This window comes from Paraburkholderia silviterrae, assembly GCF_004353915.1.
Classification (GTDB): Bacteria; Pseudomonadota; Gammaproteobacteria; order Burkholderiales; family Burkholderiaceae; genus Paraburkholderia; species Paraburkholderia silviterrae.
On the sequence record NZ_SMRP01000029.1, the window covers coordinates 53,526 to 78,201 of the forward strand.

Consider the following 24,676-nt stretch of genomic DNA (forward strand, 5'->3'; position numbering starts at 1 on the left):
GCGCTTACTTTTCCGGTGGCGTACAGATTCACACGCTGATTCCATGAGACAGATTCTTCTCCTGATTCTGCTGTTCCTCGTCGGACAGTGGTTCTTCAAGTCGCTGCGCAGCTCGCAGCATCCGCGTCCCGGCGCCGATCCGCGACAAGGCGGGTCAGGCGCGTGGCGCTCCGGCAGCGGTCCCGGCGCTGCAGGCGGTCCTTTCGGTACGAATGGTACGAATGGTACGAATGGTACGAATGGCTCAGGCGCTTCGGCCGGTAACGCGGCTGGCAAAGGTGCGCTGCCCGAGCCGATGGTCCGCTGCGCCGAGTGCGGCGTTCACGCGCCGCGCAGCGAGTCGGTGAGCGTGGGCGTGCAGACGTTCTGCTGCGCCGAGCACGCGCGTGCCTATGACGCGCGCAAGACTGGCCAGGACCGTCCCGCGCGATGAGCGCAGCGACGTCGTCCGGGGCGCCCGCATTCGAAGTCGATGCGCAGGGCTGGGTGGCCGGTGCGCGCCACCTGCCGACGCCAAACTTCGAAGCGCGTCCCGCAGGCGCGGTGCCGACGCTCATCGTCGTGCACAACATCAGTCTGCCGCCCGACACCTATGGCGGCCCCGAGATCGCCGATCTGTTTCTCAATCGGCTCGACTGCGACGCGCATCCTTATTTCGATGCGCATCTGCGCGGCGTGCGCGTCTCCGCGCACTTCGTGATCCATCGCGACGGCACGCTCGAGCAGTTCGTCTCGTGCGCCGAGCGCGCGTGGCATGCGGGCCTGTCCAGTTTCTTCGGGCGCGAGCGCTGCAATGACTTCTCGATCGGCATCGAGCTCGAGGGCAGCGACACGCGCGCGTTCGAGCCCGCGCAATATGCGACGCTCGCGCCGCTCGTCAGGGCGCTGGCGGCGCACTATCCGATCGACGCGCTCGCGGGCCATTCGGATATCGCGCCGGGCCGCAAGACCGATCCCGGCCCGCATTTCGACTGGACGCGTCTGCAGCGCGAGACACAACTCGGCGATGCTTTCTTCCCGTACATCCACCCGCCCATCGCGAACGGCGAACGCGACGCGTCGTCGTGACGCACGAGCAAAGCTTCTAAACGCCTGGCCGTTGCACACGAAACGAGCACGCGTCGCGCGCGCAGCGAGGGTGTACGCGCGCTTCTGACGAACCACTTGCAGGTGTGTCCGGCGGTAACGCCCGCGCTGTCTGGGCTGGCGTCTTGTCAAGATGGAACCAGTAAAAAAAGGCGTTTGATCGTCTTGGAACTTCCACTATACTTTGTTCCCGAAGCACGGCCTTACACCATATGTTGTGTTGTTCTGCGGCGCCCCGCTCTGACGAGCATGGCGCCGCGCGCATTAGTGGCACAGGAAAAATTGTGCGGTGCAGCTGGCCGAGAAACCGGCGCACCGGCTGTAATCGAGAGAAAAGGTACAGCCAATGATCGCGGCATCCACGATGAAGACCGAAGTGTTCTGTGGCTCATCTGCCTTGCCGCATCCGGCAGCCTCGCCTGGCTGGCTTTTCTCCTCCGCCGAATCGACCGCGCACACGGGGGCGCGGCGTCCGTATTAACTCGCGAAAACCCTTCGCTCATTTCCAGGACCAGGAGCTTTGCACATGCAAACGACCGATAACGTCTCGACCCAGTACGAAGGCGCGCCTGCCGCGCGCACGCTGGGTGGCCAGCCGCAGGACGGCCAGGCCGGCGCGACGCAGTTCGCCGACCACAAGGTGATCCGCCGTAACGGCAGCGTTGTGGGCTTCGAGCCGTCGAAGATCTCCCTCGCGATGACCAAGGCATTCCTGGCCGTCAATGGCGGGCAGGGTGCGGCGTCGGCGCGCGTTCGCGAACTCGTCGAGCAGCTCGCGCAGAACGTCGTGCGCGCACTCGTGCGCAGCCGTCCGAACGGCGGCACGTTCCACATCGAAGATATCCAGGATCAGGTCGAGCTCGCGCTGATGCGCGGCGGCGAGCACAACGTCGCGCGCGCCTACGTGCTGTATCGCGAGAAGCGCAACCAGGAGCGCGCGCAAGCGCCGGAAGCGGCGGCGGCAGCGCCCGGCATCAATGTCACGGACAACGGCGTCACGCGTCCGCTCGACATGAACGCACTGCGCGCGCTGATCGTGTCGTCTTGCGACGGCCTTGGCGATGCGGTGAACGCAGATCCGATCGTCGCGGAAACGGTGAAGAACCTCTACGACGGCGTGCCGATGGCGCAGGTCTACGACTCGGCGATTCTCGCTGCGCGCACGATGATCGAAAAGGACCCGGCGTATAGCCAGGTGACCTCGCGCATCCTGCTGCACACGATCCGTCGCGAAATTCTCGAAGAGGAAGTGACGCAAGCCGACATGGGCTGGCGCTACGCGGAGTACTTCCCGCAGTTCATCAAGCGCGGCGTCGAAGCCGGCCTGCTCGACGACAAGCTCCAGCAGTTCGACCTGAAGCGTCTGGGCAACGCGCTCGACGCGAGCCGCGACCTGCAGTTCGGCTACCTCGGCCTGCAGACGCTCTACGACCGCTACTTCCTGCACGTGCACGGCACGCGCATCGAGATGCCGCAGGCATTCTTCATGCGTGTCGCGATGGGCCTCTCGCTCAACGAGATCGACCGCGAAGCGCGCGCGATCGAGTTCTACAACGTGCTCTCGTCGTTCGACTTCATGTCGTCCACGCCCACGCTGTTCAACTCGGGCACGCACCGCTCGCAGCTCTCGTCGTGCTACCTCACGACGGTTGCCGACGACCTCGACGGCATCTACGAAGCGCTCAAGGACAACGCGCTGCTCTCGAAGTTTGCGGGCGGCCTCGGCAACGACTGGACGCGCGTGCGCGCGCTCGGCTCGCACATCAAGGGCACCAACGGCAAGTCGCAAGGCGTCGTGCCGTTCCTGAAGGTCGTGAACGACACGGCCGTGGCCGTGAACCAGGGCGGCAAGCGCAAGGGCGCGGTGTGCGCGTACCTGGAGTCGTGGCACCTCGACATCGAAGAATTCCTCGAGCTGCGCAAGAACACCGGCGACGACCGCCGCCGCACCCACGACATGAACACGGCGAACTGGATTCCCGACCTGTTCATGAAGCGCGTGATGGAAGGCGGTGACTGGACGCTGTTCTCGCCCTCGACCTGCCCGGATCTGCACGACAAGTTCGGCGCTGAATTCGAACAGGCTTACACGGCTTACGAAGAGAAGGTCGCGCGCGGCGAGATCAAGCTGTTCAAGAAGATCCCGGCGGCGCAAATGTGGCGCAAGATGCTCGGCATGCTGTTCGAAACCGGTCATCCGTGGATCACGTTCAAGGATCCGTGCAACATCCGTTCGCCGCAGCAGCACGTGGGCGTCGTCCACTCGTCGAACCTGTGCACGGAAATCACGCTGAACACCAGCGACACCGAAATCGCCGTGTGTAACCTGGGCTCGGTGAACCTCGTCGCGCACATGGTCGAACAGGCCGACGGCACGTACGCGCTCGACCACGACAAGCTCAAGCGCACCATCAGCGTGGCGATGCGCATGCTCGATAACGTGATCGACATCAACTACTACGCGGTGTCGAAGGCGCGCAACTCGAACCTGAAGCATCGTCCGGTGGGCATGGGCATCATGGGCTTCCAGGACTGCCTGCACGTGCTGCGCACGCCGTTTGCTTCGCAAGAGGCAGTGGAGTTCGCCGACCGCTCGATGGAAGCCGTCTGCTACTACGCGTACTGGGCGTCGACGGAGCTGGCAGCCGAGCGCGGCCGCTACTCGACCTACCGCGGCTCGCTGTGGGATCGCGGCATCCTCCCGCAGGACACGCTCAAGCTGCTCGCCGAGCAACGTGGTGGCTACGTCGAAGTCGACTCGAGCGAGTCGATGGACTGGACCTCGCTGCGCGAGCGCATCGCCACGCACGGCATGCGCAACTCGAACTGCATCGCGATCGCGCCCACGGCCACCATCTCGAACATCATCGGCGTCTCGCCGTGTATCGAGCCGACGTTCCAGAACCTCTACGTGAAGTCGAACCTCTCGGGCGAATTCACGGTGGTGAACGACTACCTCGTGCGCGACCTGAAGGCGCGCGGCCTGTGGGACGAAGTCATGGTCGCCGACCTGAAGTACTTCGACGGCATGCTCTCGCGCATCGACCGCATCCCGGCCGACCTGCGCGCGGTGTACGCCACGGCGTTCGAAGTGGATCCGACGTGGCTCGTCGAAGCGGCTTCGCGTCGCCAGAAGTGGATCGACCAGGCGCAGTCGCTGAACATCTTCATGGCGGGTGCATCGGGCAAGAAGCTCGACGAGATCTACAAGCTCGCCTGGATCCGCGGCCTGAAGACCACCTACTACCTGCGCACGATGGCGGCGACGCACGTCGAGAAGTCGACGGTCGCGCACGGCGCACTCAACGCAGTGCCGACGGGTGGCGCGAACGGTGGCGGTGCGGGCAGCGCAGGCGGCGCGGGCTTCGGCGCAGCGGGTGGTGCCGGCAACGGCGCGGGCTCGAGCGTGATGCAGGCGGCGCCGGCGGTGGAAGCCGCACCCGAAGCGGACGGTCCGGTGTGCATGATGCGTCCGGGCGATGCCGGCTTCGAAGAGTGTGAAGCTTGCCAATAAAGCGGCAGCGCGCGATGCAACATCGCGCTGCGCATGTGCGTCCGACTGCAGGACCGGAAGCACCAAGGCAGCATCAGTAGTCAGTAGTAAACAGTAGGTAGTCGACGTAACGGGCGGTGCGCGCAATGCGCGTCGCCCGATTCCCCCGGCGGCGCGCGGCACGCGCGTTGCGCCGCGCGAACCAGACACGAGGCGCGGCGCGTAAAGATGGGATGCACGAAGCGCGTAACAGGAAGGAATCCCTGGAGTTTTACGCGCGAGCAAACGGCGCACAGCGAACCCACTTTCACTCGCGCTCACGATGTCGCGAAGACCAACGAGCAGCCTCGCAAGTGCGATGTTCAAGCGACGATAACACGATGCTCACGCACCGCTCACACGACGCAATCGACACGATGCGATAACAAAGTGTTGTATCGAGGTCGCAACGCGAATCGAAAACAGGATTTTTCGTGTGCGAACCCTTTTATCGCGCATGAAAAGATGGTACAAACCGATCTAAATTGATGGTGACATTTATGCTCAACTGGGATGACGAGAACACGGCTGTAACTCCGTCGAGCGGTGCGCAGCAAAACGCAGTGCGCAACCTCGCGGGTGAAGCTGTCTCTGTTCCGCAAACGCAGTTCGGTCTGCGTTCGGCTCCTCAGTCTTCTTCGGCGCAAAACATCTTCGCCGCCGACTTCGCAGTCGCACCGCCGCCGCAGGCGCCGGTCTCGACCGAAGCCCGCGTGAATGTCGCCGACAAGCGCATCATCAACGGCCAGACCGACGTGAACCAGTTGGTCCCGTTCAAGTACAAGTGGGCCTGGGAGAAGTATCTGTCCGGCTGCGCGAACCACTGGATGCCGCAGGAAATCAACATGTCGCGCGACATCGCCCTGTGGAAGGACCCGAACGGTCTGACCGAGGACGAGCGCCGCATCGTCAAGCGCAACCTCGGCTTCTTCGTCACCGCCGACTCCCTCGCCGCCAACAACATCGTGCTCGGCACCTACCGGCACATCACGGCGCCCGAATGCCGCCAGTTCCTGCTGCGCCAGGCGTTCGAAGAGGCGATCCACACGCACGCGTACCAGTACATCGTCGAGTCGCTGGGTCTGGACGAAGGCGAGATCTTCAATGCGTACCACGAGGTCAAGTCGATCCGCGACAAGGACGAGTTCCTGATCCCGTTCATCCACGTGCTCACGGACCCGGCGTTCAAGACCGGCACGCTCGAAGCGGACCAGGCCCTACTCAAGTCGCTCATCGTGTTCGCCTGCATCATGGAAGGCCTGTTCTTCTATGTGGGCTTCACGCAGATCCTGGCGCTCGGCCGCCAGAACAAGATGACCGGCGCCGCGGAGCAGTACCAGTACATCCTGCGCGACGAGTCGATGCACTGCAACTTCGGCATCGACCTGATCAACCAGATCAAGCTCGAGAACCCGCAGCTGTGGACCCCGGCGTTCCGCGCGGAGATTACCGAGCTGTTCAAGCATGCGGTCGACCTCGAATACCGCTACGCGGAGGACACCATGCCGCGCGGCGTGCTGGGCCTGAACGCATCGATGTTCAAGAGCTATCTGCGCTTCATCTGCAACCGTCGTTGCCAGCAGATCGGTCTCGATACGCTGTTCCCGAACGAAGAGAACCCGTTCCCGTGGATGAGCGAGATGATCGACTTGAAGAAGGAGCGCAACTTCTTCGAGACGCGCGTGATCGAATATCAGACGGGCGGTGCGCTGTCCTGGGAATAACCCGGGCGCACTGCGGTGCCAGGTCTTTTGGGGTTGCCTCGAGGCGCCATGCGGGCGCCTCGACCGGCATGATGATTAGGAGCAGGAACGCCTGATGCAAAGCGTGCCCGGAGCCAGGCTGGCTCACATACGTGCAAGGCACTTTGCGAACCCTTCAGTGGGATGGGCAAACTTCCCCCCGGAAAAGGGCGTAGGTCGTGTGACCTGCGCTTTCAACGAACGTTGGCCGGTGTCGGTATCCGACGCCGGACCGATCTGGCGCGCGGTGCCTCGTGGCACGGCGCGCCTTACCGCATTCATTAGCGTAAGCGCGCGGGATCAGCGTACGCCGATGAATAGCCCGCTTCGTAGTGTGCGCCGTGAGAAGCGTTCGCGGGAAGCGGGTTTTGACGAAGGGTGTAGTTTGAACTGACTCTCATCTGAACCTGAAGGAGAAAAAAATGGCTACTGCCAAGAAGAAACCGGCGGCGAAGAAAGCCGCAGTGAAGAAGGTTGCCGCGAAGAAGGCCGCGCCGGCCAAGAAGGCCGCAGCGAAGAAGGTCGCGGTGAAGAAGGTTGCAGCCAAGAAAGTCGCCGTGAAGAAGGTTGCTGCGAAGAAGGCAGCACCGGCGAAGAAGGTTGCTGCGAAGAAGGTTGCCGCGAAGAAGGCAGCACCGGCGAAGAAGGCCGCAGCCAAGAAGGTTGCAGCCAAGAAAGTCGCGGTGAAGAAGGTTGCCGCGAAGAAGGCAGCACCGGCGAAGAAGGCCGCAGCGAAGAAGGTCGCCACCAAGAAAGTCGCGGTGAAGAAGGCTGCCGCCAAGAAGGCGCCTGCGAAGAAGGCTGCTGCCAAGAAGGCCGCGCCTGCGAAGAAGGCTGCTGCCAAGAAGGCTGCGCCTGCGAAGAAGGCTGCCGCGAAGAAGGCTGCCAAGAAGGCACCTGCGAAGGCGGCCGCTGCCGCGCCTGCTGCCCCCGCTGCTGCACAACCGGCCGCGCCGGCAGCAACGGTGAAGACGGCGCTGAACCCGGCCGCAGCATGGCCGTTCCCGACCGGCAGCCGTCCGTAAGCAGTACGAGCCGAAGCGCGCGAGAGTCAGTCAAAACGCGCGCTTCGGTGGCAGGGCCTGGTGGTGTGCCTGCGGGTGAATCTGCAGGTGTGCTCGCGAGGCACGCTCCCAATCCCGTCGCCGGGTTTGTCCGCGACGGGATTTTTTTTCGTCTGCACGCCTGGTCCACGTGCCTCTCGTGCGAGCGCCGCGCAAGCCGGATCGGGCGCGGGCATGAAAAAAGGCGCATGCACAGGGGAGCACATGCGCCTGAGGTTCCGCAGGAGGGCGCAAGGCGCCGCTGCGGTACAGGGGAAACCGGGTTGTCGTTACGAGTTTAGTGCGTTACGCGCGTGACGCCGCCGCTCGAGAGCAGGCGCACGCGGTCGCCGGCCTGGAAGACTTCGCCCGTGGCGGATTGCGTGATGGCGCGGTAGTCGCCGTTGTCGAGGCGCACCGTGATCTCGAGGCCGTTGTGCATCGCCACGCCGTTCTCGACCGCGTTGCCGGCCACGGCGCCCGCGATGCCGCCAATGATGCCGGTGATGATCGAGCCCGTGCCACCGCCGATCTGGCTGCCCGCCACCGCACCGAGCGCACCGCCGCCCACCGCGCCGAGCCCGCTCGGCTGGCCATTGTTGGAGCTGATCTTCACCGCACGCACGCTTTCGACCGTGGCCATGCGCACGGTGGCTTCACGTTGCGCCTGCGAGGCGGTGTAGACATCGGCGGAACTGCTGTTATAGGCGCAGCCTGTCATGGCGAGCGAGCCCGCGATCATGACAGCGACAATCAGACGACTTGTTGTTTTCATTTCCCGTAACTCCAATGAGTGCCGCCAACGACAACGGTGGCGGCACCCGGATTCAGAGCGGCAGTTCGTAACCGAACGCCGTCTTGAATCGTTCTTTGATTTGCGCCTTCGTGGGCGCATAGTTTTGTGGACCAAGGTGCTCGATCTTCAGCGCGCCCATGAGGCTCGCGAGACGTCCCGTGGTGGCCCAGTCAAGGCCGTTCTCGATACCGTAGAGCAAGCCGCCGCGGAACGCGTCGCCGCAACCCGTGGGATCGAGCACTTGCTCGGCCTGCACCGGCGGAATATCTTCGACGCCGCCGCCATGGTAGATCTGCGAGCCGTGCTCGCCGCGTGTGACGATCAGCGCGTCGACGTGGCTCGCGATCTCGTCGAGTGACCAGCCGGTGCGATGGCTGACCAGGTTGGCTTCGTAGTCGTTGACCGCCACATAGGTGGCGAGTTCAATGGCGCGTCGAAGCGACGCACCGTCGAATAGCGGCAGTCCTTGACCTGGATCGAAGACAAACGGGATGCCCGCCTTCGCGAATTGCTCCACGTGCTGGACCATGCCGTCGAAGCCGTCCGGGGCGACGATGCCGAGCTTGACGCCAGGTGCTTCGTCGGCGCGGTTCAGGTGCGATTGCATCATCGCGCCCGGGTGGAAGGCCGTGATCTGGTTGTTTTCGAGGTCGGTCGTGATCATCGCCTGCGCGGACCACGTGTCGGGCAGCACGCGCACGTGCGCCTTCGAGAGACCGAGCGTGTCGAGCCGCTCGAGGTAGGGCTGCGCATCGGCGCCACCGAGCGTCGCCATGATGCGCGCGTCGCCGCCCAGCAGATGCAGCGAGTAAGCGATATTGCCCGCGCAGCCGCCGAATTCGCGGCGCATCGTCGGCACGAGGAAGCTCACGTTCAGGATGTGCACCTGCTCGGGCAGGATGTGCTCCCGAAAGCGGCCTTCGAAAGTCATGATGTTGTCGTAGGCGAGCGAGCCGCAGATCAGCGTAGCCAAGGCGGGGATTCCTGTAATGCGTGTGGTGGGGGAGAGGGCGGCGCGTCGTGGGTGCTATCGAGCCGGTATTGCGCCGGACTGTGGCCAACTCGCGCGCGCCGCGACCCGGTATTACTTCAGTGCGGCGAGTGCGGCGTCGTAGTTCGGCTCGTCCTTGATCTCGCTGACGCGCTCGGCGTAGACGACGTTGTCGTTCGCGTCGATGACCACCACGGCACGCGCCGTCAGGCCGGTCAGCGGGCCGCTCGTGACGTCCACGCCGTAGGCTTGCGCGAACTCGTGGCCGCGGAACGTCGACGCCGTGACGACGTTCTCGATGCCTTCAGTCGTGCAGAAGCGCGCGGCGGCGAACGGCAGATCACCCGAGATGACGACGACAGCCGTGTTGTCGAGCTTGGCGGCGGCTTCGTTGAACTTGCGCGTGGAGGTGGCGCAGACCGGCGTGTCGAGGCTCGGCACGATGTTCAGCACCTTGCGCTTGCCGGCGAAATCGGCGAGCGCGACGGGCTTGAGGTCTTTGCCGACGAGCGAGAACGCGGGGGCCTTCTGGCCGGCCGTCGGGAAGGTGCCGGCGACGTCGATCGGGTTACCGCCTAGCGTGACTTGACTCATGATGTGCTCTCCGAATGCAGTGCTGTTGTGGTGAAGGGCGCACCCGGCTTCGGCCGGGTGCAGGTAACGCGCGCCCGCGCGTTGACGGGCGCCGGCGCGGTAGTTCAGGGGTAGAAGATTTCGATGCGGAAGTTCGACGCGACCACGTTGCCGGTGTCGAGCCGCACGATCATCGTCTGCGTGCTCTGCGCGGGCAGGCCGGCCTCGATGCGCGTGCCGGGCGGCGCGTAGTCTTGCGGCCATAGCACACGGCGCACGACGATATTGTTCTGGCGGTCGAGCAGTGTGAGCTCCATGGCCGGATACGCGAGTGCCACGTCGAAGCGGTTGTGCAGCGGCACCTTCAACTCCAGGTGATGCGGGTCGTCCACCTGGCGCAGATCGGACGGTTGGACCTGGAGGCCGTCGATGTCGCGTGGCGCGCGCACGCGGCAGCCGAGTTGCGCGCAGGCCTGTTGATAGTACGGTTGCGAGGCGGGCCAGTAGACCATGACGGTTTCGCGCAGCCACCAGGCGAGCTGTGCGGCAAGCGCCGCGAGGAGCGCGAGAGCGATCAGCGCGCCCACGATGCGCCAACCCGTGCGCCGTTGCGCGCGAGCGGGCGCTTCACGCGTGACCGCGAAAGGCTCGCCCCCGAGGTTGGGTTCGAGCGCGGTGAACGCGGGCACCGCCGACGAATCGGCCGGTGCGCGGCGGAACGCGGGCTCGGGGTCGGCATGGGGGCTGTGAATTGCTTCGTTCGCCGAAAGGGTCGGCTCGATATGGCCGGACGCTGCGGGTCCTGCGGGGAACGCCGCGTCGTGCCCGATGGGGGGCGAGAGCGTGGGCTCCTCGTGGGCGCCGCGTAGCGCGTTCGGGGTGACTCCGGGGGCGAGGCCTGCGCGTGGCAGTTGGCGGGCGTTGTACTGCAGGCCCGGATCGAGCTTGCTGTCCGGAGGGACCGCCCAGGGGTCCCAGGCGCGTCCCGCGAAATTGGGTGCGTTCGGCGGCGCGGATTCCCTGAACGCTAATGCAGGTTCGCCTTGCGGCGCCTGATCGAGTGCTTGTGCAGGTGCCTGATCGGGTCCATGAGCAGGCGCTGCCTGCGGTGCGGGCGGCGCGGTCAGGCTTGCCGCAATATCGGCCGCGACGGGCGTGGCCTGATCGAAATCACCGTTTTCGGGCAGCTCGTAGAGGCTACCCGACGCGTCGAACGCTTCCTGACAATGCCCGCAGCGCACGAGGCCGCGGCGCGCGGCGAGGTGCGCCGGCTGGACGCGGAAAACGGTTTCGCAGAAGGGACAGCGCGTTGCCAGAAGCATGTGTGCCGTGGAACCGGAGGGTTGGCGATACGCCATTCTACTGGCAATCCGCGGCGGTCTACGACTTCGCTGGTCGCGCTTGGGGCGCGACCAGATCCCGCCCGCACCCTGCCTACGCGCGCCGCGTGCCGGCGAGGCAGACCCAGCCTTCGTGCTCGCGCCAGACCGAAATGTCGATCCAGCGTGCGTAGACCTGCGCGACTTCCTCGGCCTGGCGCGCGAGGATGCCTGAGAGCGCGAGCCGTCCGCCCGGCTTCACGCGCGACGAAAGCATCGACGCCATCAGCTTGAGCGGATTCGAAAGAATGTTCGCGACCACGATGTCGAACTCGCCCGCGGGGCAGTCGTCGGGCAGGCCGTAGGTGACATCGGCATGATTGCGTTCGCTGTTGTGGCGCGCCGATTCGACCGCCTGCGGGTCGATGTCGATGCCGATCACGGGGTTCGCGCCGCACTTCTTCGCGAGGATCGCGAGGATGCCCGAGCCGCAGCCGTAATCGAGGAGCGAATTGCCAGGCTGCACGTGCTGCTCGAGCCACTCCATGCACAGCCGCGTGGTGGGGTGGCTGCCGGTGCCGAACGCGAGGCCCGGGTCGAGCTCGAGCACGAGCGCGCTCGGGTCGGGTGCGTCGTGCCACGATGGCACGACCCAGATGCGCTCGCCGATCTGGATCGGGTCGAACTGCGATTGCGTGAGGCGCACCCAGTCCTGCTCCTCGACTTCGCGCAGCGAGAACTTCGGTGTATCAGTGAGACCCAGCTCGTTCGCGGCGGCCGCGAGCAGCACGGCGGGATCCTGATCGTTGCCGATCAGCGCGATCACACGCGAATGCTGCCACGCGGTGCGCTCGGGCGTGAGGCCCGGCTCGCCGAAGAGCGGCTGCTCGTCGGGCGTGTCGGCGTCGGCGTCTTCCACCGACACCGAGAGGGCGCCAAGCTCGATCAGCGCGTCGGAGAGGGCTTCCGCGCGATTGCGATCCAGCTCGACGATCAGTTCCCGGTAGCTCATGAATTACGCTTCGTCCTTCTTCACAGCCTGGCGCTCGGCCAGACGGCTTTCGAGGTAGTGAATGCTCGTGCCGCCTTCGACGAACTTCGCATCGAGCATCAGCTCGCGGTGCAGCGGGATGTTCGTCGAGATGCCTTCGACCACCATTTCCGAGAGCGCGATGCGCATGCGCTGGATCGCCTGCTCGCGCGTCGCGCCGTAGGTGATCAGCTTGCCGATCATCGAATCATAGTTCGGCGGCACGAAATAGCCATTGTAGGCGTGCGAATCCACGCGCACGCCCGGGCCCCCCGGCATGTGCCACGAGGTGAGTCGGCCCGGCGAAGGCGTGAACTTGAACGGATCTTCGGCGTTGATACGGCACTCGATCGCGTGGCCTTTGAGCTGAATGTCGCGCTGGCGGAATGCGAGCTTCTCGCCCGCCGCAATGCGGATCTGCTCCTGCACGATGTCGATGCCGGTGATCTGCTCGGTGACCGGGTGCTCGACCTGCACGCGCGTGTTCATCTCGATGAAGTAGAACTCGCCGTTCTCATACAGGAATTCGAACGTGCCCGCGCCGAGGTAGCCCATCTTCTTGCAGGCGTCGGCGCAGCGGTCGCCAATGCGGTCGAGCAGACGCCGCGCGATGCCCGGCGCCGGCGCTTCCTCGATCACCTTCTGGTGGCGGCGCTGCATCGAGCAGTCGCGCTCGCCGAGCCACACGGCGTTCTTGAACGAGTCGGAGAGCACCTGGATCTCGATGTGACGCGGGTTCTCGAGGTACTTCTCCATGTAGACCTGCGGGTTGCCGAACGCACGGCCGGCTTCTTCGCGCGTCATGTTGACCGCGTTCACGAGCGCCGCTTCCGTGTGCACGACGCGCATGCCGCGCCCGCCGCCGCCGCCCGAAGCCTTGATGATGACGGGGTAGCCGATCGTGCGCGCAATCTTCACGATTTCTTTCGGATCGTCCGGCAGTGCGCCTTCCGAGCCCGGCACGCAGGGCACGCCGGTCTTGATCATCGTCTGCTTGGCGGTGACCTTGTCGCCCATCATGCGGATCGTTTCCGGGCGCGGGCCGATGAACGTGAAGCCCGATTGCTCGACGCGCTCGGCGAAGTCCGCGTTCTCGGAGAGGAAGCCGTAGCCGGGGTGGATCGCTTCGGCGTCGGTGACTTCGGCCGCGCTGATGAGCGCCGGCATGTTCAGATAGCTCAGGTTCGAAGGCGCCGGGCCGATGCAGACCGCCTCGTCGGCGAGCTTCACGTACTTGGCTTCCTTGTCGGCTTCCGAATAGACGACGACCGTCTTGACGCCAAGTTCGCGGCACGCGCGCTGGATACGGAGCGCGATTTCGCCACGGTTGGCAATGAGGATTTTTTCAAACATGGTGGGTATTCGACTCATCAATGGGCGCCGCAAGTCGCTTAAGCGGGTACCTCAGAGGATCGGTCGCGTGCGTCGCCATCATGGGGCGCCAAACGCGACAAACGCGGCGCGGCCAGCAAAAGAAGGCCGCCGCCGCGCGCAGAAAAGCTTAGGCGATCACGAAGAGCGGCTGGCCGTATTCGACCGCCTGGCCGTTTTCGACGAGGATTTCCTTGACCACGCCGGCTGCGTCCGACTCGATCTCGTTCAGCAGCTTCATCGCTTCGATGATGCACAGCGTCTGGCCTTCCTTGACCGTGTCGCCCACCTGGACGAACGGATCGGCACCCGGCGACGGCGCACGGTAGAACGTGCCGACCATCGGCGAGGTCACGACGTGGCCTTGCGGCACGGCCGGCGTGGCAGCGGCGGGCGCTGCGGCTTCGGCCGCGTGAGCGGGTGCTGCGAGCGGAGCGCCGGCGATCGGCGCGGCGTATTGAGGGATACCCTGCTGCACGTAAACCGGCGGCGCATTCTTGACGATACGCACCTTGCCTTCGCCCTCGGTGACTTCGAGCTCCGAGATGCCCGATTCGGAGACGAGGTCGATCAGAGTCTTCAGCTTACGTAGATCCATGGTGCAGCCCCTTTGCTTTGCATACGTGAGTACCCGGGCGCGCGCGCCCCGGCACGGGTTTGGTGTTGTCTTGCAGAATGCCTCAGGTCTCTCGCCGTCGAGCTCACGCGGCCGAACCGGCCGCGAGCCGGTCGAGCGCGTATTCGAGCGCGTAGAGATAACCCTTCCAGCCGAGGCCGCAGATGACACCCTCGGCCTGGTCGGAAAAATACGAGTGGTGCCGGAAGGCCTCGCGGCGATGGACGTTCGAGAGATGAATCTCGACGAACGGAATGCCGACGCCTGCCAGCGCGTCCCGGATTGCCACGCTCGTGTGCGTGTATGCCGCCGGATTGATCAGGATGAAATCCGTCTGCTCGCTGCGGGCCGCCTGAATGCGGTCCACCAGCGCGCCTTCGTGGTTGCTTTGAAACGTTGCCAGCTCCACGCCTGCATCGGCGGCACGGTCGGCGAGCGCCTGATCGATCTGCGGCAGCGTCACGCGCCCATAGACCTCGGGTTCCCGGGTGCCGAGAAGATTGAGGTTGGGGCCGTGCAGAACCAGCAGTCGCGTCATGGTGGCTTCTTTTTCCGTGGAATTGCGCGAACTTTAGCGCCGATTAGAGAAATTTGTCTAGTTTTCCATACGAATGATATGGCCCCAAGTATGGGTCAGACAGCGCTCTCGGGTCGATCTTTCGTCAATTGCCCCAAAGTCCGCAGCAAAAAGTGCATTACGGCCGTTAAGCTCCGGTCAATTGTTCCGCGGCATTTGGGTCGCGTCAGAGTGTATCAAGCGTGTGGCGCAGCTCGTCCATCTTGATTTGGCCTAATTTTGTCGCGCGTACCGTGCCGTTCGCGTCGATTATGACGGTGTAAGGCAAACCGCCCGCGTTGTTGCCGAATGCGCGTGCGACGTCCGCGCCACCGAATCCGGCAATGTAGATGGGATAGTCGACCGGTACTTTCTTGAGAAAGGTCTTGATGTTGGCGGCCGAGTCGACGCCAAGGCCGACGAACTGGATGCCTTTTTTCGCGTACTCGCGTTGCAGCGCGGAGAGTTCCGGCATCTCTTCGACGCAGGGCCCGCACCACGACGCCCAGAAGTTCACCACGATCGGGTGGCCTTTATAGATAGAGAGCGATTGGGGCTTGCCGTCGGGGTTGGTCACGGGGGCCGTCCAGAGCTGGCCGACCGCATCGGGCTTGGCCGCGACCGGTGCCGCGTCGGCGACACCGGTGTTGCCACTGTTTGCATAGTGTCCCGCCAGGATGCCGCCGCCGGCTGCCACCGCCGCCACTGCGACGCCGGCCAGAATCCGCTTCGTGTTCATTGCTGCGCTTAAGCTCTATGTGAGTCAGGTGGTGGAAGAGGTGGCGCCGCTTTCGTCGATCAGCGCCTGGAGCGCCTGCGCATTCACGCGCGGCAGACGCCCGCGTGCATCGGCGCGCACGGCGCCGCGCAGGTCGTCGGTATTGTAGAGCGCCACGTGAATGCCGACAGGCTCTTCGTCGCGCGACGGCTGCCACATGAAGCTGAACGTCTCCACGTAGCCGCGCGCGGCGAAATGGCGCGTTTCCGAGACGTCGTACTGCACGTTCGCGTTCAGGAGCCAGATCGCGACGTCCTTCGCGTTGTCGCAGAAGATCTGCAGGTGAATGTCCGAGTGCTCGCCGGCCGTGCCGTTGAGCACCGCGCCGGTGAGGAACGGATTGAACGGCTCGAGCCGCCGCATCCATTCGAGCGCGATCTCGCGCAGGCGCCGCAGTATCGCCGGCTGGTGCTCGCCCTGAAAGAGGGCCTGATATTCGCGGATCTCGTCTTCGATCTGGTCGTTGTCGGGCAGCCAGGCGCCTTCGATGCGCGTGTCCCCCACCACCTGCCGCGCGGCCTTGCGTTTGGCGGTGGCGTAGTCGAGGCCATCCTCGGCGATCATCCTTGCTGCCGCGATGGCGATTTCCTCGCGCACGCGCTGGGGATCGAAATGTGATCTGCGAACCATGTGTCCATCATACTAGAGATCGCATGGCGTCCTGTTTGGCTCCCATCCCGGGCCAACCCGGGCCAACGCGTGCCACATCGCCCGTTCGTCGGCCCGCGGCGGCGAAAAAGCCGCAAGGCGTCGGGTACAATACCGTTCTTTGCTCCGGCGGCAAAGCGCCGCCGTCTTCGCTGTTCCCATCCCTTTAAACCGTTTGACCCTTTCACGACGCCCGTGCGGCGCGACAGGCTTATGCACATCCATATCCTCGGCATCTGCGGCACGTTCATGGGCGGTCTTGCCGTGCTCGCGCGCAGCGCGGGCCACACGGTGACCGGCTGCGACGCGGGCGTGTATCCGCCGATGAGCACCCAGCTCGAAGCGCAGGGTATTCGCCTGATCGAGGGTTACGACGCGAGCCAGACCGAGCTCAATCCCGATCTCTATGTGATTGGCAACGTGGTGACGCGCGGCAATCCGCTGATGGAGGAGATCCTCAATCGCGGCCTGCCGTACACGTCGGGGCCGCAGTGGCTCGGCGAGCACGTGCTGTGCAACAAGTGGGTGCTCGCCGTGGCGGGCACGCACGGCAAGACCACGACGAGCTCGATGCTCGCCTGGCTGCTCGAAGACGCGGGCCTGAACCCCGGCTTCCTGATCGGCGGCGTGCCGCTGAACTTCGGCATCTCGGCGCGTCTCACAGACTCGAGCTTCTTCGTGATCGAAGCCGACGAGTACGACACGGCGTTCTTCGACAAGCGCTCGAAGTTCGTCCATTACCGTGCGCGCACCGCGGTGCTGAACAACCTCGAATTCGATCACGCCGATATCTTCCCCGATCTCGCCGCCATCGAGACGCAGTTCCATCATCTCGTGCGCACCATTCCGGGCGTGGGCCGCGTCGTCTCGAACGGGCGCAGCGACGCGCTCGATCGCGTGCTCGCGCGCGGCGTGTGGAGCGAGGTGGAGCGCTTCGGCGTGGATGGCGGCTGGCAGGCGCTGCCCGCCGAGCAAGGCGTGCCGCTCGACGAACGCTTCGCGGTCTATCACAACAGCGAGCGTGTGGGCGTGGTCGACTGGCAGATCCAGGGCGAGCACAACCGCATGAACGCGCTTGCGGCGATTGCCGCCGCGCGCAGCGTGGGCGTGCCGCCCGCGCAGGCCGCGCGCTCGCTTGCCACCTTCCGCAACGTCAAGCGCCGCATGGAAGTGCGCGGCAGTGTGGACGGCGTGACGGTTTATGACGACTTCGCGCACCATCCCACCGCGATCGAAACGACGATCGCCGGGTTGCGCACGCGCGTGGGCAACGACAATACGCGCATCCTCGCCGTGCTCGAGCCGCGCTCGAACACGATGAAGCTCGGCGTGATGAAGGCGCAACTGCCTGCGAGCCTCGCCGACGCCGACCTCGTGTTCGGCTACGGTGCGCCGAGCGGCAAGGACGCGCTCGGCTGGGATCTCGAGGGTGCGCTCGCGCCGCTGGGCGAGAAGGCGCGCGCGTATCACGACATCGACGCGCTCGTGAAGGCCGTGGTTGCGGCCGCGCGTCCCGGCGACCAGGTGCTGGTGATGAGCAACGGCGGATTCGGCGGCGTGCATCAGAAGCTGCTCGATGCGCTGTCGGCGCGGAGTGCGGCGTGATCGTCTATCTGCACGGATTCCGCTCGTCGCCGCAATCGTTCAAGGCACGCTTGCTGGACGCACGCCTCGAAGCGCTCGGGCGCGGCGGCGAATGGCTGTGCCCGATGCTGCCGGTCTCGCCGGTCGAGACGGTGGCGCTCGTCGAGCGCGAGATCGCCGCGCGTGCGCAAGCCGGCGAGCGCATCACGCTGATCGGCAGCTCGCTTGGCGGTTTCTTCGCCACGCATCTGGCCGAAAAGCACGGCTGGCGCGCCGTGCTGCTCAATCCGGCGGTGGCGCCGGAGCGTGACCTGTCGAAGTATCTGGGCGAGCAGCCGCTCTGGCACGGCGGCGGCAGCATCGTCGTCGAGCCGCGTCATCTGGAAGAACTGCGCGCGCTGGCCGTGACCACGGTGACCGAGCCCCAGCGCTACTATCTGATCGCCGCAACCGGTGATGAAGTGCTCGATTATCGCGAGATGCTCGCGCATTATCCGGGCGCGAGGACGCACCTGATCGAAGGCAGCGACCACGGCATCAGCGAATTCGCCGATTACGTCGACGACGTGATCCTTTTCTGCGGGGCGCCCGCTGGCGGAGCGCCCTTTGGCGACGCGCCTTGATGCGTCGCCCGTTCGCGCCGCGTGCGCGAACGCCCATATGTATACAGCAGCACCGCCTGGGCGCATCGCCCCCGCGGTCCAAGCAAGTCTGAACGAGAGTGTTGAGTGAACGTCTTCTTTGAGGAATCGGGCAGTTTCAAGGCGGGCAGCGTGCTGTCGCGCCAGGGCGATGCGTTTCAGGTCGAGTTGCCGGGTGGGCGGCGCACCAAGGTGCGCGCGAAAGACGTGCTGATCGAATTCGAGAAGCCCGCCGCCGGCGATCTGTTGGAACAGGCGGACGCCGCCGCGCAGGAAATCGATCTCGATTTCCTGTGGGAATGCGCGCCCGCTGAGGAATTCGCGTATACGACGCTGGCCGGCGAGTACTTCGGCGAATCCTATGGCCCGGTCGAGCGCGCAGCGCTCGTGCTGCGTCTGCACGGCTCGCCCGTGTACTTCCGCCGCAAGGGCCGTGGCCAGTATCAACGCGCGCCCGAAGATCAACTGAAGATGGCGCTCGCGTCGCTCGAGCGCAAGCGTCAGCAGGCACTCGTGCAGGCGGGCTACGAAGAGGAGCTCAAGGCCGGCAAGCTGCCCGAGGCGCTCAAGGACAAGGCGCTTGGTCTCCTCACGAAGCCCGACAAGAACACGATCGAATACAAGGCGCTCGAGGCCGCTGCGGCCGCGCGCGGTATTTCGATGCCGCGCCTGATGCTCGAATGCGGGGGCATCGCCACGCCGCGCGCGCTGCATGAGGCGCGCTTCCTCGCCGAGTTCTTCCCGCACGGCACGGGCTTTCCAGGCGTGGAAGTGAGCGCACTGCCCGACGACCTCCCCGATGCGGCGGACCACGTGCAGGCGTTCTCGATCGACGACGTCACCACGACCGAAATCGACGACGCGTTCTCTATCGAGCATCTCGCCGACGGCCGCGTGCGCATCGGCATCCACATCGCGGCGCCGGCGCTGGGCATCAAGCGCGGCGACACGGCCGACACCATCGCGCGCACGCGACTGTCGACGGTGTACATGCCCGGCGACAAGATCACCATGCTGCCCGACGATTTCGTCGACGCCTTCACGCTGAAGGAAGGCGGCATGCGCCCGGCGCTTTCGCTCTACTGCATCGTGAACCGCGAGACGCAGGAGATCGTTGCCACCGAAACGCGCGCCGAGCGCGTCTTTGTGAAGAACAACCTGCGCCACAACACGCTCGATGAGGTCGTCACCGAGGAAACGCTGGCCGCGGGCACGGGCGAGTATCCGCACAAGGACGATATCGCCGTGCTGTGGCCGTTCGCGCAGGCGCTCTTCGAGAAGCGCCAGCAGGCGCGCGCGGGCTACGGCCTGCGCCGCGAAGTGCAGCGCAACACCGACTACAACTTCTACGTGGACGGCGAGCACGTCAGCATCACGCCGCGCCGCCGCGGCTCGCCGCTCGACCTGATCGTCGCGGAGCTCGCGATTCTCGCGAACTCCACGTGGGGCGCGTTCCTGAACGACCACGGCGTGCCGGGCATCTATCGCTCGCAGCGCGCGTTCGGCGCGCCCACGGGCCCCAAGCGCACGCGCATGCAAACCAACGCCGCGCCGCACGAAGGCCTGGGCGTGGCGCAGTACGCGTGGAGCACCTCGCCGCTGCGCCGCTACGTCGACCTCGTGAACCAGTGGCAGTTGCTCGCGTGCGTCGAGCACGGCGTGGCCGCCAAGCTGGTCGCGCCGTTCAAGCCCAAGGACGCCGATCTGTTCGCCGTCGTGCAGGGCTTCGACGAGACCTACACCGCCTACGCCGATCACCAGCGCCGCATGGAGTACTTCTGGTGCCTGCGCTGGCTCCAGCAGGAAATGCGTGGCGATGGTGGCCGTGAAGTTCGCCGCGAATTCCCGGCGACCGTCGTGAAGGACGATCTGGTGCGCTTCGAGGAAGTGCCGCTGCTCATGCACGTGCCCGCACTCGGCGTGCACGCGCGCGGCACGCGCCTGATGATGGAGGTGATGTCGATCGACGAGCTGACGATCGAGGCTTCGGTGCGCATGCTGCGCGTGCTCGACGCGCCGGTTGTCACGAGCGGCGCCGAGGCCGAGGAAGAAACGGGCGAGGACGAAGAGCTCATCGAAGCCGCTGACGACTCCGCCGCAAGCGAAGCAGAAGCGCTCGCCGAAGCCGAAACGGCTGCCGATTCAGCCGACGTCGCCGAAGGCGAAGGCGGCGCGCAAGAGGGCGCGGAAGTGCAGCAATCGGAGCAACACGCCACGGAGCCGCGCGCATGAGCGCCGAGCCAATCCAGCGCGATCGCTATGCCGTGATCGGCAATCCGGTTGCGCACAGCAAGTCGCCGTATATTCACGCGCAGTTCGCGGCCGCGACCGGCGAGAGCGTCGAATACGACCGCTTGCTCGCGCCGCTCGACGGCTTCGTCGAGCACGTGCAGGCGTTTCGCGCGGCGGGCGGCCGCGGCCTGAACGTGACCGTGCCGTTCAAGCTGGAGGCGCATGCGCTTGCGAACAGGCTGTCGCCGCGGGCGGCGGCGGCGGGCGCCGTGAACACGCTGCGCTTCGACGAAGACGGCATCTTCGGCGACAACACCGACGGTTTCGGCCTCGTTCGCGACATCGAGGTGAATCTGGGCGTCTCGCTCAAGGGCGCGCGCGTGTTGCTGCTGGGCGCCGGCGGTGCGGCGCGCGGCGTCGTGCTGCCGATGCTCGAGTGCCAGCCGCGCGAGATCACCATCGTGAACCGCACCGCGCAAAAGGCGCATGCGCTCATCGAGCAGTTCGAAGGCGCCGCGCGCGAGTTCGCCTGCCTCATCAATGGTGGCGGGCCGAACGCCGTTTATCGCGACCCTGCCGATCCAAAGCCTTATGACGTGATCGTCAACGCAACGGCCGGCAGTCTCGACGCGGCGCTGCCCGAGTGCGACGCCCGCGCGTTCGGCACGGGCTCGCTCGCCTACGACATGATGTACGGCGCCGAGCCCACCGTGTTCATGCGCCACGCCCAGTCGCTGGGTGCGCGCGCATCGGACGGGCTCGGGATGCTGGTCGAGCAGGCCGCCGAGTCGTTCTTCGTGTGGCGTGGCGTGCGTCCCGACGGCGCGCCCGTGCTGGCCGCGCTGCGCAAGCAGCTGGCGGCGCAAGCCTGACGCGTGCCGCCCGGGCCCGGCGCCGGCACAGAACCACACCAACAGGGGAGTCGCGACGCCATGCGTAGAGAAGCCTCGGGGCCGCAAGCCGCAGGACTGGCTGACGGACGGCACGACGCGCAACGCGAAGGGCAATTCGTTCATGGCGTTGCAGCGCCGGGCGCACAGCGCCCCGGCGTGCTGCGCTGGCTCATCTACGCGGTGCTGGTGTTCGGCGTCGCGTGGCTCGCGACGCAGCTCTTCTACTTCGCGCAGATCGCCGTCTGGAATGTCGCCGATCCGCAGTCCACAGCCTTCATGCGCACCGATGCGGCGCGTCTCTCTGCCGACCGTCCCGACCTCGACATCCAGCACCAGTGGGTGCCGTACGACCAGATCTCGCGCAACCTGAAGCGCGCGATCATCGCGTCCGAGGACGCCAATTTCGTCAACAACAACGGCTACGAAACCGACGCCATCCTGCAGGCGTGGGAAAGAAATAAGAAGCGCGGCCACATCGTGCGCGGCGGATCGACGATCACGCAGCAACTCGCGCGCAACCTGTTTCTATCGCGCGAGAAAAGCTATATCCGCAAGGGCCAGGAGCTCATCATCACGTGGATGCTGGAGACGCTGCTCGACAAGGAGCGCATCTTCGAGATCTATCTGAATTCGGTGGAGTGGGGCAATGGTGTCTACGGTGCGCAGGCCGCCGCGCGCTACTACTACCGCACCACGGCCGCGAAGCTCACGCCCTGGCAGTCGGCGCGGCTGGCGGTGATGCTGCCGCAGCCGAAATATTTCGACGAGCACCGTAACTCGCCGTATCTCGCGCAGCGCGCCCGCGTGATCGCGCGACGCATGGGCGCCGCGGAGCTCCCGCCGTCGTCGCAATAGCCTCGGCGGCCTCGGTCGCACTCACGCACAACACGAAAAAGCGCCGGACGAGCCGGCGCTTTTTGTCATCAACGTCTTTCTAATGCCGCTTACTGGCGTGCAAGCCGCGCGTTATCCGGCATCGGCATATTGAAGTTGGTGCGGAACGGATTGATGTCGAGGCCGCCGCGCCGCGTGTAGCGCGCGTACACCGCGAGCCGGTCCGGTTTGCACTCGCGCAGGATGTCCATGAAGATGCGCTCGGCGCATTGCTCGTGAAAGCCCGTGTGGTTGCGGTACGAAATGATGTAGCGCAAGAGGCCCGCCTGGTCGATCTGCGGCCCCACGTAGTGGATTTGCACGCTGCCCCAGTCGGGCTGCCCGGTCACCGGGCAGTTCGACTTCAGCAGATTGGAAACCAGCGTCTCTTCCACCGGCGACTCGTCTAACGCGGCTTTGAGCAGCGTCGGGTCCGGGTGATAGACCTCGGTGTCCAGATCGAGCCGGTCGAGCGAGAGGCCTTCGAATTCCTCGAACGGGATCTTGCCGAACGCACCCGGCTGGTCGAGCCGCACGGAAACCGGTGCGCCGCAGGCCGCCGACACGTCGCGCTTGATGGTGTCGCGCACGACCTCGGCGGACTCGAACGGTGTTTGCGCGAACGAGCCCAGATAGAGCTTGAACGACTTCGATTCGACGATGTTGGGTGAATCGGCGGGAATGAAGAACGTGGCGATGGCAATCTGCGGCTTGCCGCGCGCGTTGAGCCAGGACAGCTCGTAGGCGTTCCAGATATCGGTGCCGAAGAAGGGCAGTTGCGCGCCGATGCCGATCGCCTCGCGCGCGGCCGCGCGCGGGATCGGAAACAGCAGCGAGGCGTCGTATTGTTCGGTGTACCTGGCGGCCTTGCCGAGCGGGGATTGTTCGGGAGTCATGATGCGCTGGTTTCAGTTGGTGCGTCGTTCGATGCGTCTTTCGATGCGCCCGCGCGCGCCGTGCCGCTTGCGTGCACAGGGCTAGCGGGGTGCGTGGGGTTCGCCACGCCGCTTGCCACGTGACCGGTCGCCGTAACCGAGCGGGCCGATTCGCAGTGGCGGATCTGGTCGTCGAAGAAAAAGTCGGGTTCGAACTCGCGCAGGAACGGGCCTTTGTCTAGTCCGCCGAGGAACATCGCTTCGTCGATTTCGATGTTCCAGGCCATCAGCGTGCGGATCGCACGCTCGTGCGCAGGCGCGGAGCGGGCAGTCACGAGCGCGGTGCGGATGCGCATGGTTGCGTTGGCATCCGCGAGCTTCTGCAGCCGGTTGAGCGCTTCTAGCAGCGGCTTGAGCGGCCCCTGTGCGAGCGGCAGCTCGCGGTTGTCGCGCTCGTGGCTCACGAAGGCGCTCAAGCCCTCGTGCTGGAAGATCTGCTCGGCTTCGTCGGAAAACAGCACCGCATCGCCGTCGAACGCGATGCGAATCTCACGCGCGTTGCGTTCCGACATTGTCGCCGATTCTGGGAACACGCGTGCGGCAGGGAAACCGGCGTCGAGCGCGCCGCGCACGTCCTCGGGATTCGCCGAGAGAAACAGCGATGCGTTGAGCGGCTTGAGGTAGCGCCACGGCTCGCGCCCGCGCGTGAACACACCGCGCTGGATGTCGAGTTTGTGCTCGCGGCATGAGCTGAACGCGCGAAGCCCGCTGATGGGATCGCTGCGCGAGAGAATCACCACTTCCACGTGATGCGCGCCGTTGTTCAGCGCGAGCAGCTTGCGGATCAACGCGAACGCGACGCCGGGCCGCGCGGGCACGTTCAGGCGTTCGCGCTGCAGCGCCTCGTAGTCGCGCAGCTCGCCGGTCTCGTAGACGCGGTTCTCCTCTTCGAAGTCGAAGAGCGCGCGCGACGAGATGGCGACGACGAGCTTGTCGGAGAGCGAAACGGCCATGATCGTCGTGCTCTACGCGAGGAACAGGCGGTAAGCCGGATTCTGCGTCTCTTCCCAATGCGGATAGCCGAGCGTGGCGAGAAAACGCCGGAACTCCGCGTCCTCGGCTGCCGGCACCTGAATGCCCACGAGAATCGAGCTGTAATCCGCGCCCTGGTTGCGGTAGTGGAACAGGCTGATGTTCCAGTTAGGCGCCATCGACGAAAGGAAGCGCATCAGCGCGCCCGGGCGCTCCGGGAACTCGAAGCGGAACAGCCGCTCGTCGTGCGCGAGCGGCGAGCGCCCGCCCACCATGTAGCGGATGTGCTGCTTGGAGAGCTCGTCGCCGGTGAGGTCGACGCACGGGAAGCTGTGCGCAACGAAGGACTGCGCGATCTGCTGCGACTCGCCACGGTTGCGGATCTGCACGCCCACGAAGATGTGTGCGCGCTCGGCGTCGTCGATGCGGTAGTTGAACTCGGTCACGCTGCGCGTGCCCACCAGC

At 65.3% G+C, this 24,676-nt stretch carries 22 protein-coding genes and 2 pseudogenes; 11 read left to right on the plus strand and 13 right to left on the minus strand.

All coding sequences use genetic code 11. The features are described from left to right. Positions 1 to 43 precede the first annotated feature (43 nt). The 6 genes from EYW47_RS33915 (at position 44) to EYW47_RS33940 (ending at position 7,385) form a co-directional block, all read left to right on the plus strand. A complete protein-coding gene (locus EYW47_RS33915) occupies positions 44 to 433 on the plus strand; it encodes a PP0621 family protein (protein WP_133199182.1) in 390 nt (129 codons plus the stop codon). Continuing rightward, complete coding sequence (gene ampD / locus EYW47_RS33920) at positions 430 to 1,068, plus strand: 1,6-anhydro-N-acetylmuramyl-L-alanine amidase AmpD (RefSeq protein ID WP_133199183.1); 639 nt, start codon at positions 430 to 432, stop codon at positions 1,066 to 1,068. The genes EYW47_RS33915 and ampD overlap by 4 nt, the downstream gene beginning before the upstream one ends. 544 nt (positions 1,069 to 1,612) lie before the next feature. Next, complete coding sequence (locus EYW47_RS33925; protein ID WP_133199184.1) at positions 1,613 to 4,600, plus strand: ribonucleoside-diphosphate reductase subunit alpha; 2,988 nt, start codon at positions 1,613 to 1,615, stop codon at positions 4,598 to 4,600. Positions 4,601 to 5,118: 518 nt separating this feature from the next. After that, the gene (locus tag EYW47_RS33930; protein WP_133199185.1) at positions 5,119 to 6,342 is read left to right on the plus strand and encodes a ribonucleotide-diphosphate reductase subunit beta; all 1,224 of its coding nucleotides are present in this window, start codon (positions 5,119 to 5,121) and stop codon (positions 6,340 to 6,342) included. A gap of 94 nt (positions 6,343 to 6,436) precedes the next feature. Further along, a complete protein-coding gene (locus tag EYW47_RS42220; RefSeq protein ID WP_133199186.1) occupies positions 6,437 to 6,754 on the plus strand; it encodes a hypothetical protein in 318 nt (105 codons plus the stop codon). Between the two features lie 28 nt (positions 6,755 to 6,782). Beyond that, the gene (locus EYW47_RS33940) at positions 6,783 to 7,385 is read left to right on the plus strand and encodes a histone H1-like DNA-binding protein (RefSeq protein WP_133199187.1); all 603 of its coding nucleotides are present in this window, start codon (positions 6,783 to 6,785) and stop codon (positions 7,383 to 7,385) included. 316 nt (positions 7,386 to 7,701) lie between these two features. Here EYW47_RS33940 and EYW47_RS33945 read toward each other — a convergent pair whose 3' ends face one another. The 10 genes from EYW47_RS33945 to EYW47_RS33990 all read right to left on the minus strand — a co-directional run bounded on the left by EYW47_RS33945 (position 7,702) and on the right by EYW47_RS33990 (position 16,063). After that, positions 7,702 to 8,178, minus strand: coding sequence for an outer membrane lipoprotein (locus EYW47_RS33945; RefSeq protein WP_133199188.1), 477 nt, complete (start codon positions 8,176 to 8,178; stop codon positions 7,702 to 7,704). A gap of 52 nt (positions 8,179 to 8,230) precedes the next feature. After that, positions 8,231 to 9,172, minus strand: coding sequence for a carbohydrate kinase family protein (locus EYW47_RS33950; RefSeq protein WP_133199189.1), 942 nt, complete (start codon positions 9,170 to 9,172; stop codon positions 8,231 to 8,233). 111 nt (positions 9,173 to 9,283) lie between these two features. Next, the gene (tpx, locus tag EYW47_RS33955) at positions 9,284 to 9,784 is read right to left on the minus strand and encodes a thiol peroxidase (protein WP_028220143.1); all 501 of its coding nucleotides are present in this window, start codon (positions 9,782 to 9,784) and stop codon (positions 9,284 to 9,286) included. 104 nt (positions 9,785 to 9,888) lie between these two features. Beyond that, positions 9,889 to 11,085 carry a zinc-ribbon and DUF3426 domain-containing protein gene (locus tag EYW47_RS33960; protein ID WP_133199190.1) on the minus strand — a complete coding sequence of 399 codons (1,197 nt, stop codon included), beginning with the start codon at positions 11,083 to 11,085 and terminating at the stop codon, positions 9,889 to 9,891. Between the two features lie 112 nt (positions 11,086 to 11,197). Next, the gene (gene prmA / locus EYW47_RS33965) at positions 11,198 to 12,094 is read right to left on the minus strand and encodes a 50S ribosomal protein L11 methyltransferase (protein ID WP_133199191.1); all 897 of its coding nucleotides are present in this window, start codon (positions 12,092 to 12,094) and stop codon (positions 11,198 to 11,200) included. A gap of 3 nt (positions 12,095 to 12,097) precedes the next feature. Continuing rightward, positions 12,098 to 13,465, minus strand: coding sequence for an acetyl-CoA carboxylase biotin carboxylase subunit (gene accC / locus EYW47_RS33970; protein WP_133199192.1), 1,368 nt, complete (start codon positions 13,463 to 13,465; stop codon positions 12,098 to 12,100). A gap of 148 nt (positions 13,466 to 13,613) precedes the next feature. After that, the gene (gene accB / locus EYW47_RS33975; RefSeq protein WP_133199193.1) at positions 13,614 to 14,081 is read right to left on the minus strand and encodes an acetyl-CoA carboxylase biotin carboxyl carrier protein; all 468 of its coding nucleotides are present in this window, start codon (positions 14,079 to 14,081) and stop codon (positions 13,614 to 13,616) included. 103 nt (positions 14,082 to 14,184) lie between these two features. After that, complete coding sequence (aroQ, locus tag EYW47_RS33980) at positions 14,185 to 14,637, minus strand: type II 3-dehydroquinate dehydratase (RefSeq protein ID WP_028220148.1); 453 nt, start codon at positions 14,635 to 14,637, stop codon at positions 14,185 to 14,187. A 205-nt stretch (positions 14,638 to 14,842) separates the two neighbouring features. Beyond that, positions 14,843 to 15,394: a TlpA family protein disulfide reductase gene (locus EYW47_RS33985; protein WP_133199194.1), complete on the minus strand. Its 552-nt coding sequence runs from the start codon at positions 15,392 to 15,394 to the stop codon at positions 14,843 to 14,845. Between the two features lie 24 nt (positions 15,395 to 15,418). Then, positions 15,419 to 16,063: a UDP-N-acetylmuramate--alanine ligase gene (locus EYW47_RS33990; RefSeq protein WP_133199195.1), complete on the minus strand. Its 645-nt coding sequence runs from the start codon at positions 16,061 to 16,063 to the stop codon at positions 15,419 to 15,421. Positions 16,064 to 16,294: 231 nt separating this feature from the next. On the opposite strand from EYW47_RS33990, the gene mpl reads away from it, so the two are divergent. The 5 genes from mpl (at position 16,295) to mtgA (ending at position 22,286) form a co-directional block, all read left to right on the plus strand. Beyond that, on the plus strand, positions 16,295 to 17,686 hold the full coding sequence (gene mpl / locus EYW47_RS33995) for a UDP-N-acetylmuramate:L-alanyl-gamma-D-glutamyl-meso-diaminopimelate ligase (RefSeq protein WP_133199196.1): 1,392 nt from the start codon (positions 16,295 to 16,297) through the stop codon (positions 17,684 to 17,686). Continuing rightward, positions 17,683 to 18,288 carry a YqiA/YcfP family alpha/beta fold hydrolase gene (locus EYW47_RS34000; protein ID WP_133199197.1) on the plus strand — a complete coding sequence of 202 codons (606 nt, stop codon included), beginning with the start codon at positions 17,683 to 17,685 and terminating at the stop codon, positions 18,286 to 18,288. Before mpl ends, EYW47_RS34000 begins: the two co-directional genes overlap by 4 nt. Before the next feature lie 105 nt (positions 18,289 to 18,393). After that, positions 18,394 to 20,538 carry a ribonuclease catalytic domain-containing protein gene (locus tag EYW47_RS34005; RefSeq protein WP_133199198.1) on the plus strand — a complete coding sequence of 715 codons (2,145 nt, stop codon included), beginning with the start codon at positions 18,394 to 18,396 and terminating at the stop codon, positions 20,536 to 20,538. Beyond that, a complete protein-coding gene (gene aroE / locus EYW47_RS34010) occupies positions 20,505 to 21,410 on the plus strand; it encodes a shikimate dehydrogenase (RefSeq protein ID WP_377785368.1) in 906 nt (301 codons plus the stop codon). Before EYW47_RS34005 ends, aroE begins: the two co-directional genes overlap by 34 nt. 60 nt (positions 21,411 to 21,470) lie before the next feature. Then, a complete protein-coding gene (gene mtgA, locus EYW47_RS34015; RefSeq protein WP_133199200.1) occupies positions 21,471 to 22,286 on the plus strand; it encodes a monofunctional biosynthetic peptidoglycan transglycosylase in 816 nt (271 codons plus the stop codon). Between the two features lie 89 nt (positions 22,287 to 22,375). Here the strand turns inward: mtgA and queF are convergent, their stop codons facing one another. From queF to EYW47_RS34030, 3 genes and pseudogenes are all read right to left on the minus strand, one after another. Beyond that, on the minus strand, positions 22,376 to 23,200 hold the full coding sequence (gene queF / locus EYW47_RS34020) for an NADPH-dependent 7-cyano-7-deazaguanine reductase QueF (RefSeq protein ID WP_133199201.1): 825 nt from the start codon (positions 23,198 to 23,200) through the stop codon (positions 22,376 to 22,378). A gap of 98 nt (positions 23,201 to 23,298) precedes the next feature. Continuing rightward, positions 23,299 to 24,192: pseudogene (locus EYW47_RS34025) on the minus strand (5'-nucleotidase); the annotation flags it as partial. 12 nt (positions 24,193 to 24,204) lie between these two features. Next, a pseudogene (locus EYW47_RS34030) lies at positions 24,205 to 24,676 on the minus strand (threonine ammonia-lyase, biosynthetic); the annotation flags it as partial.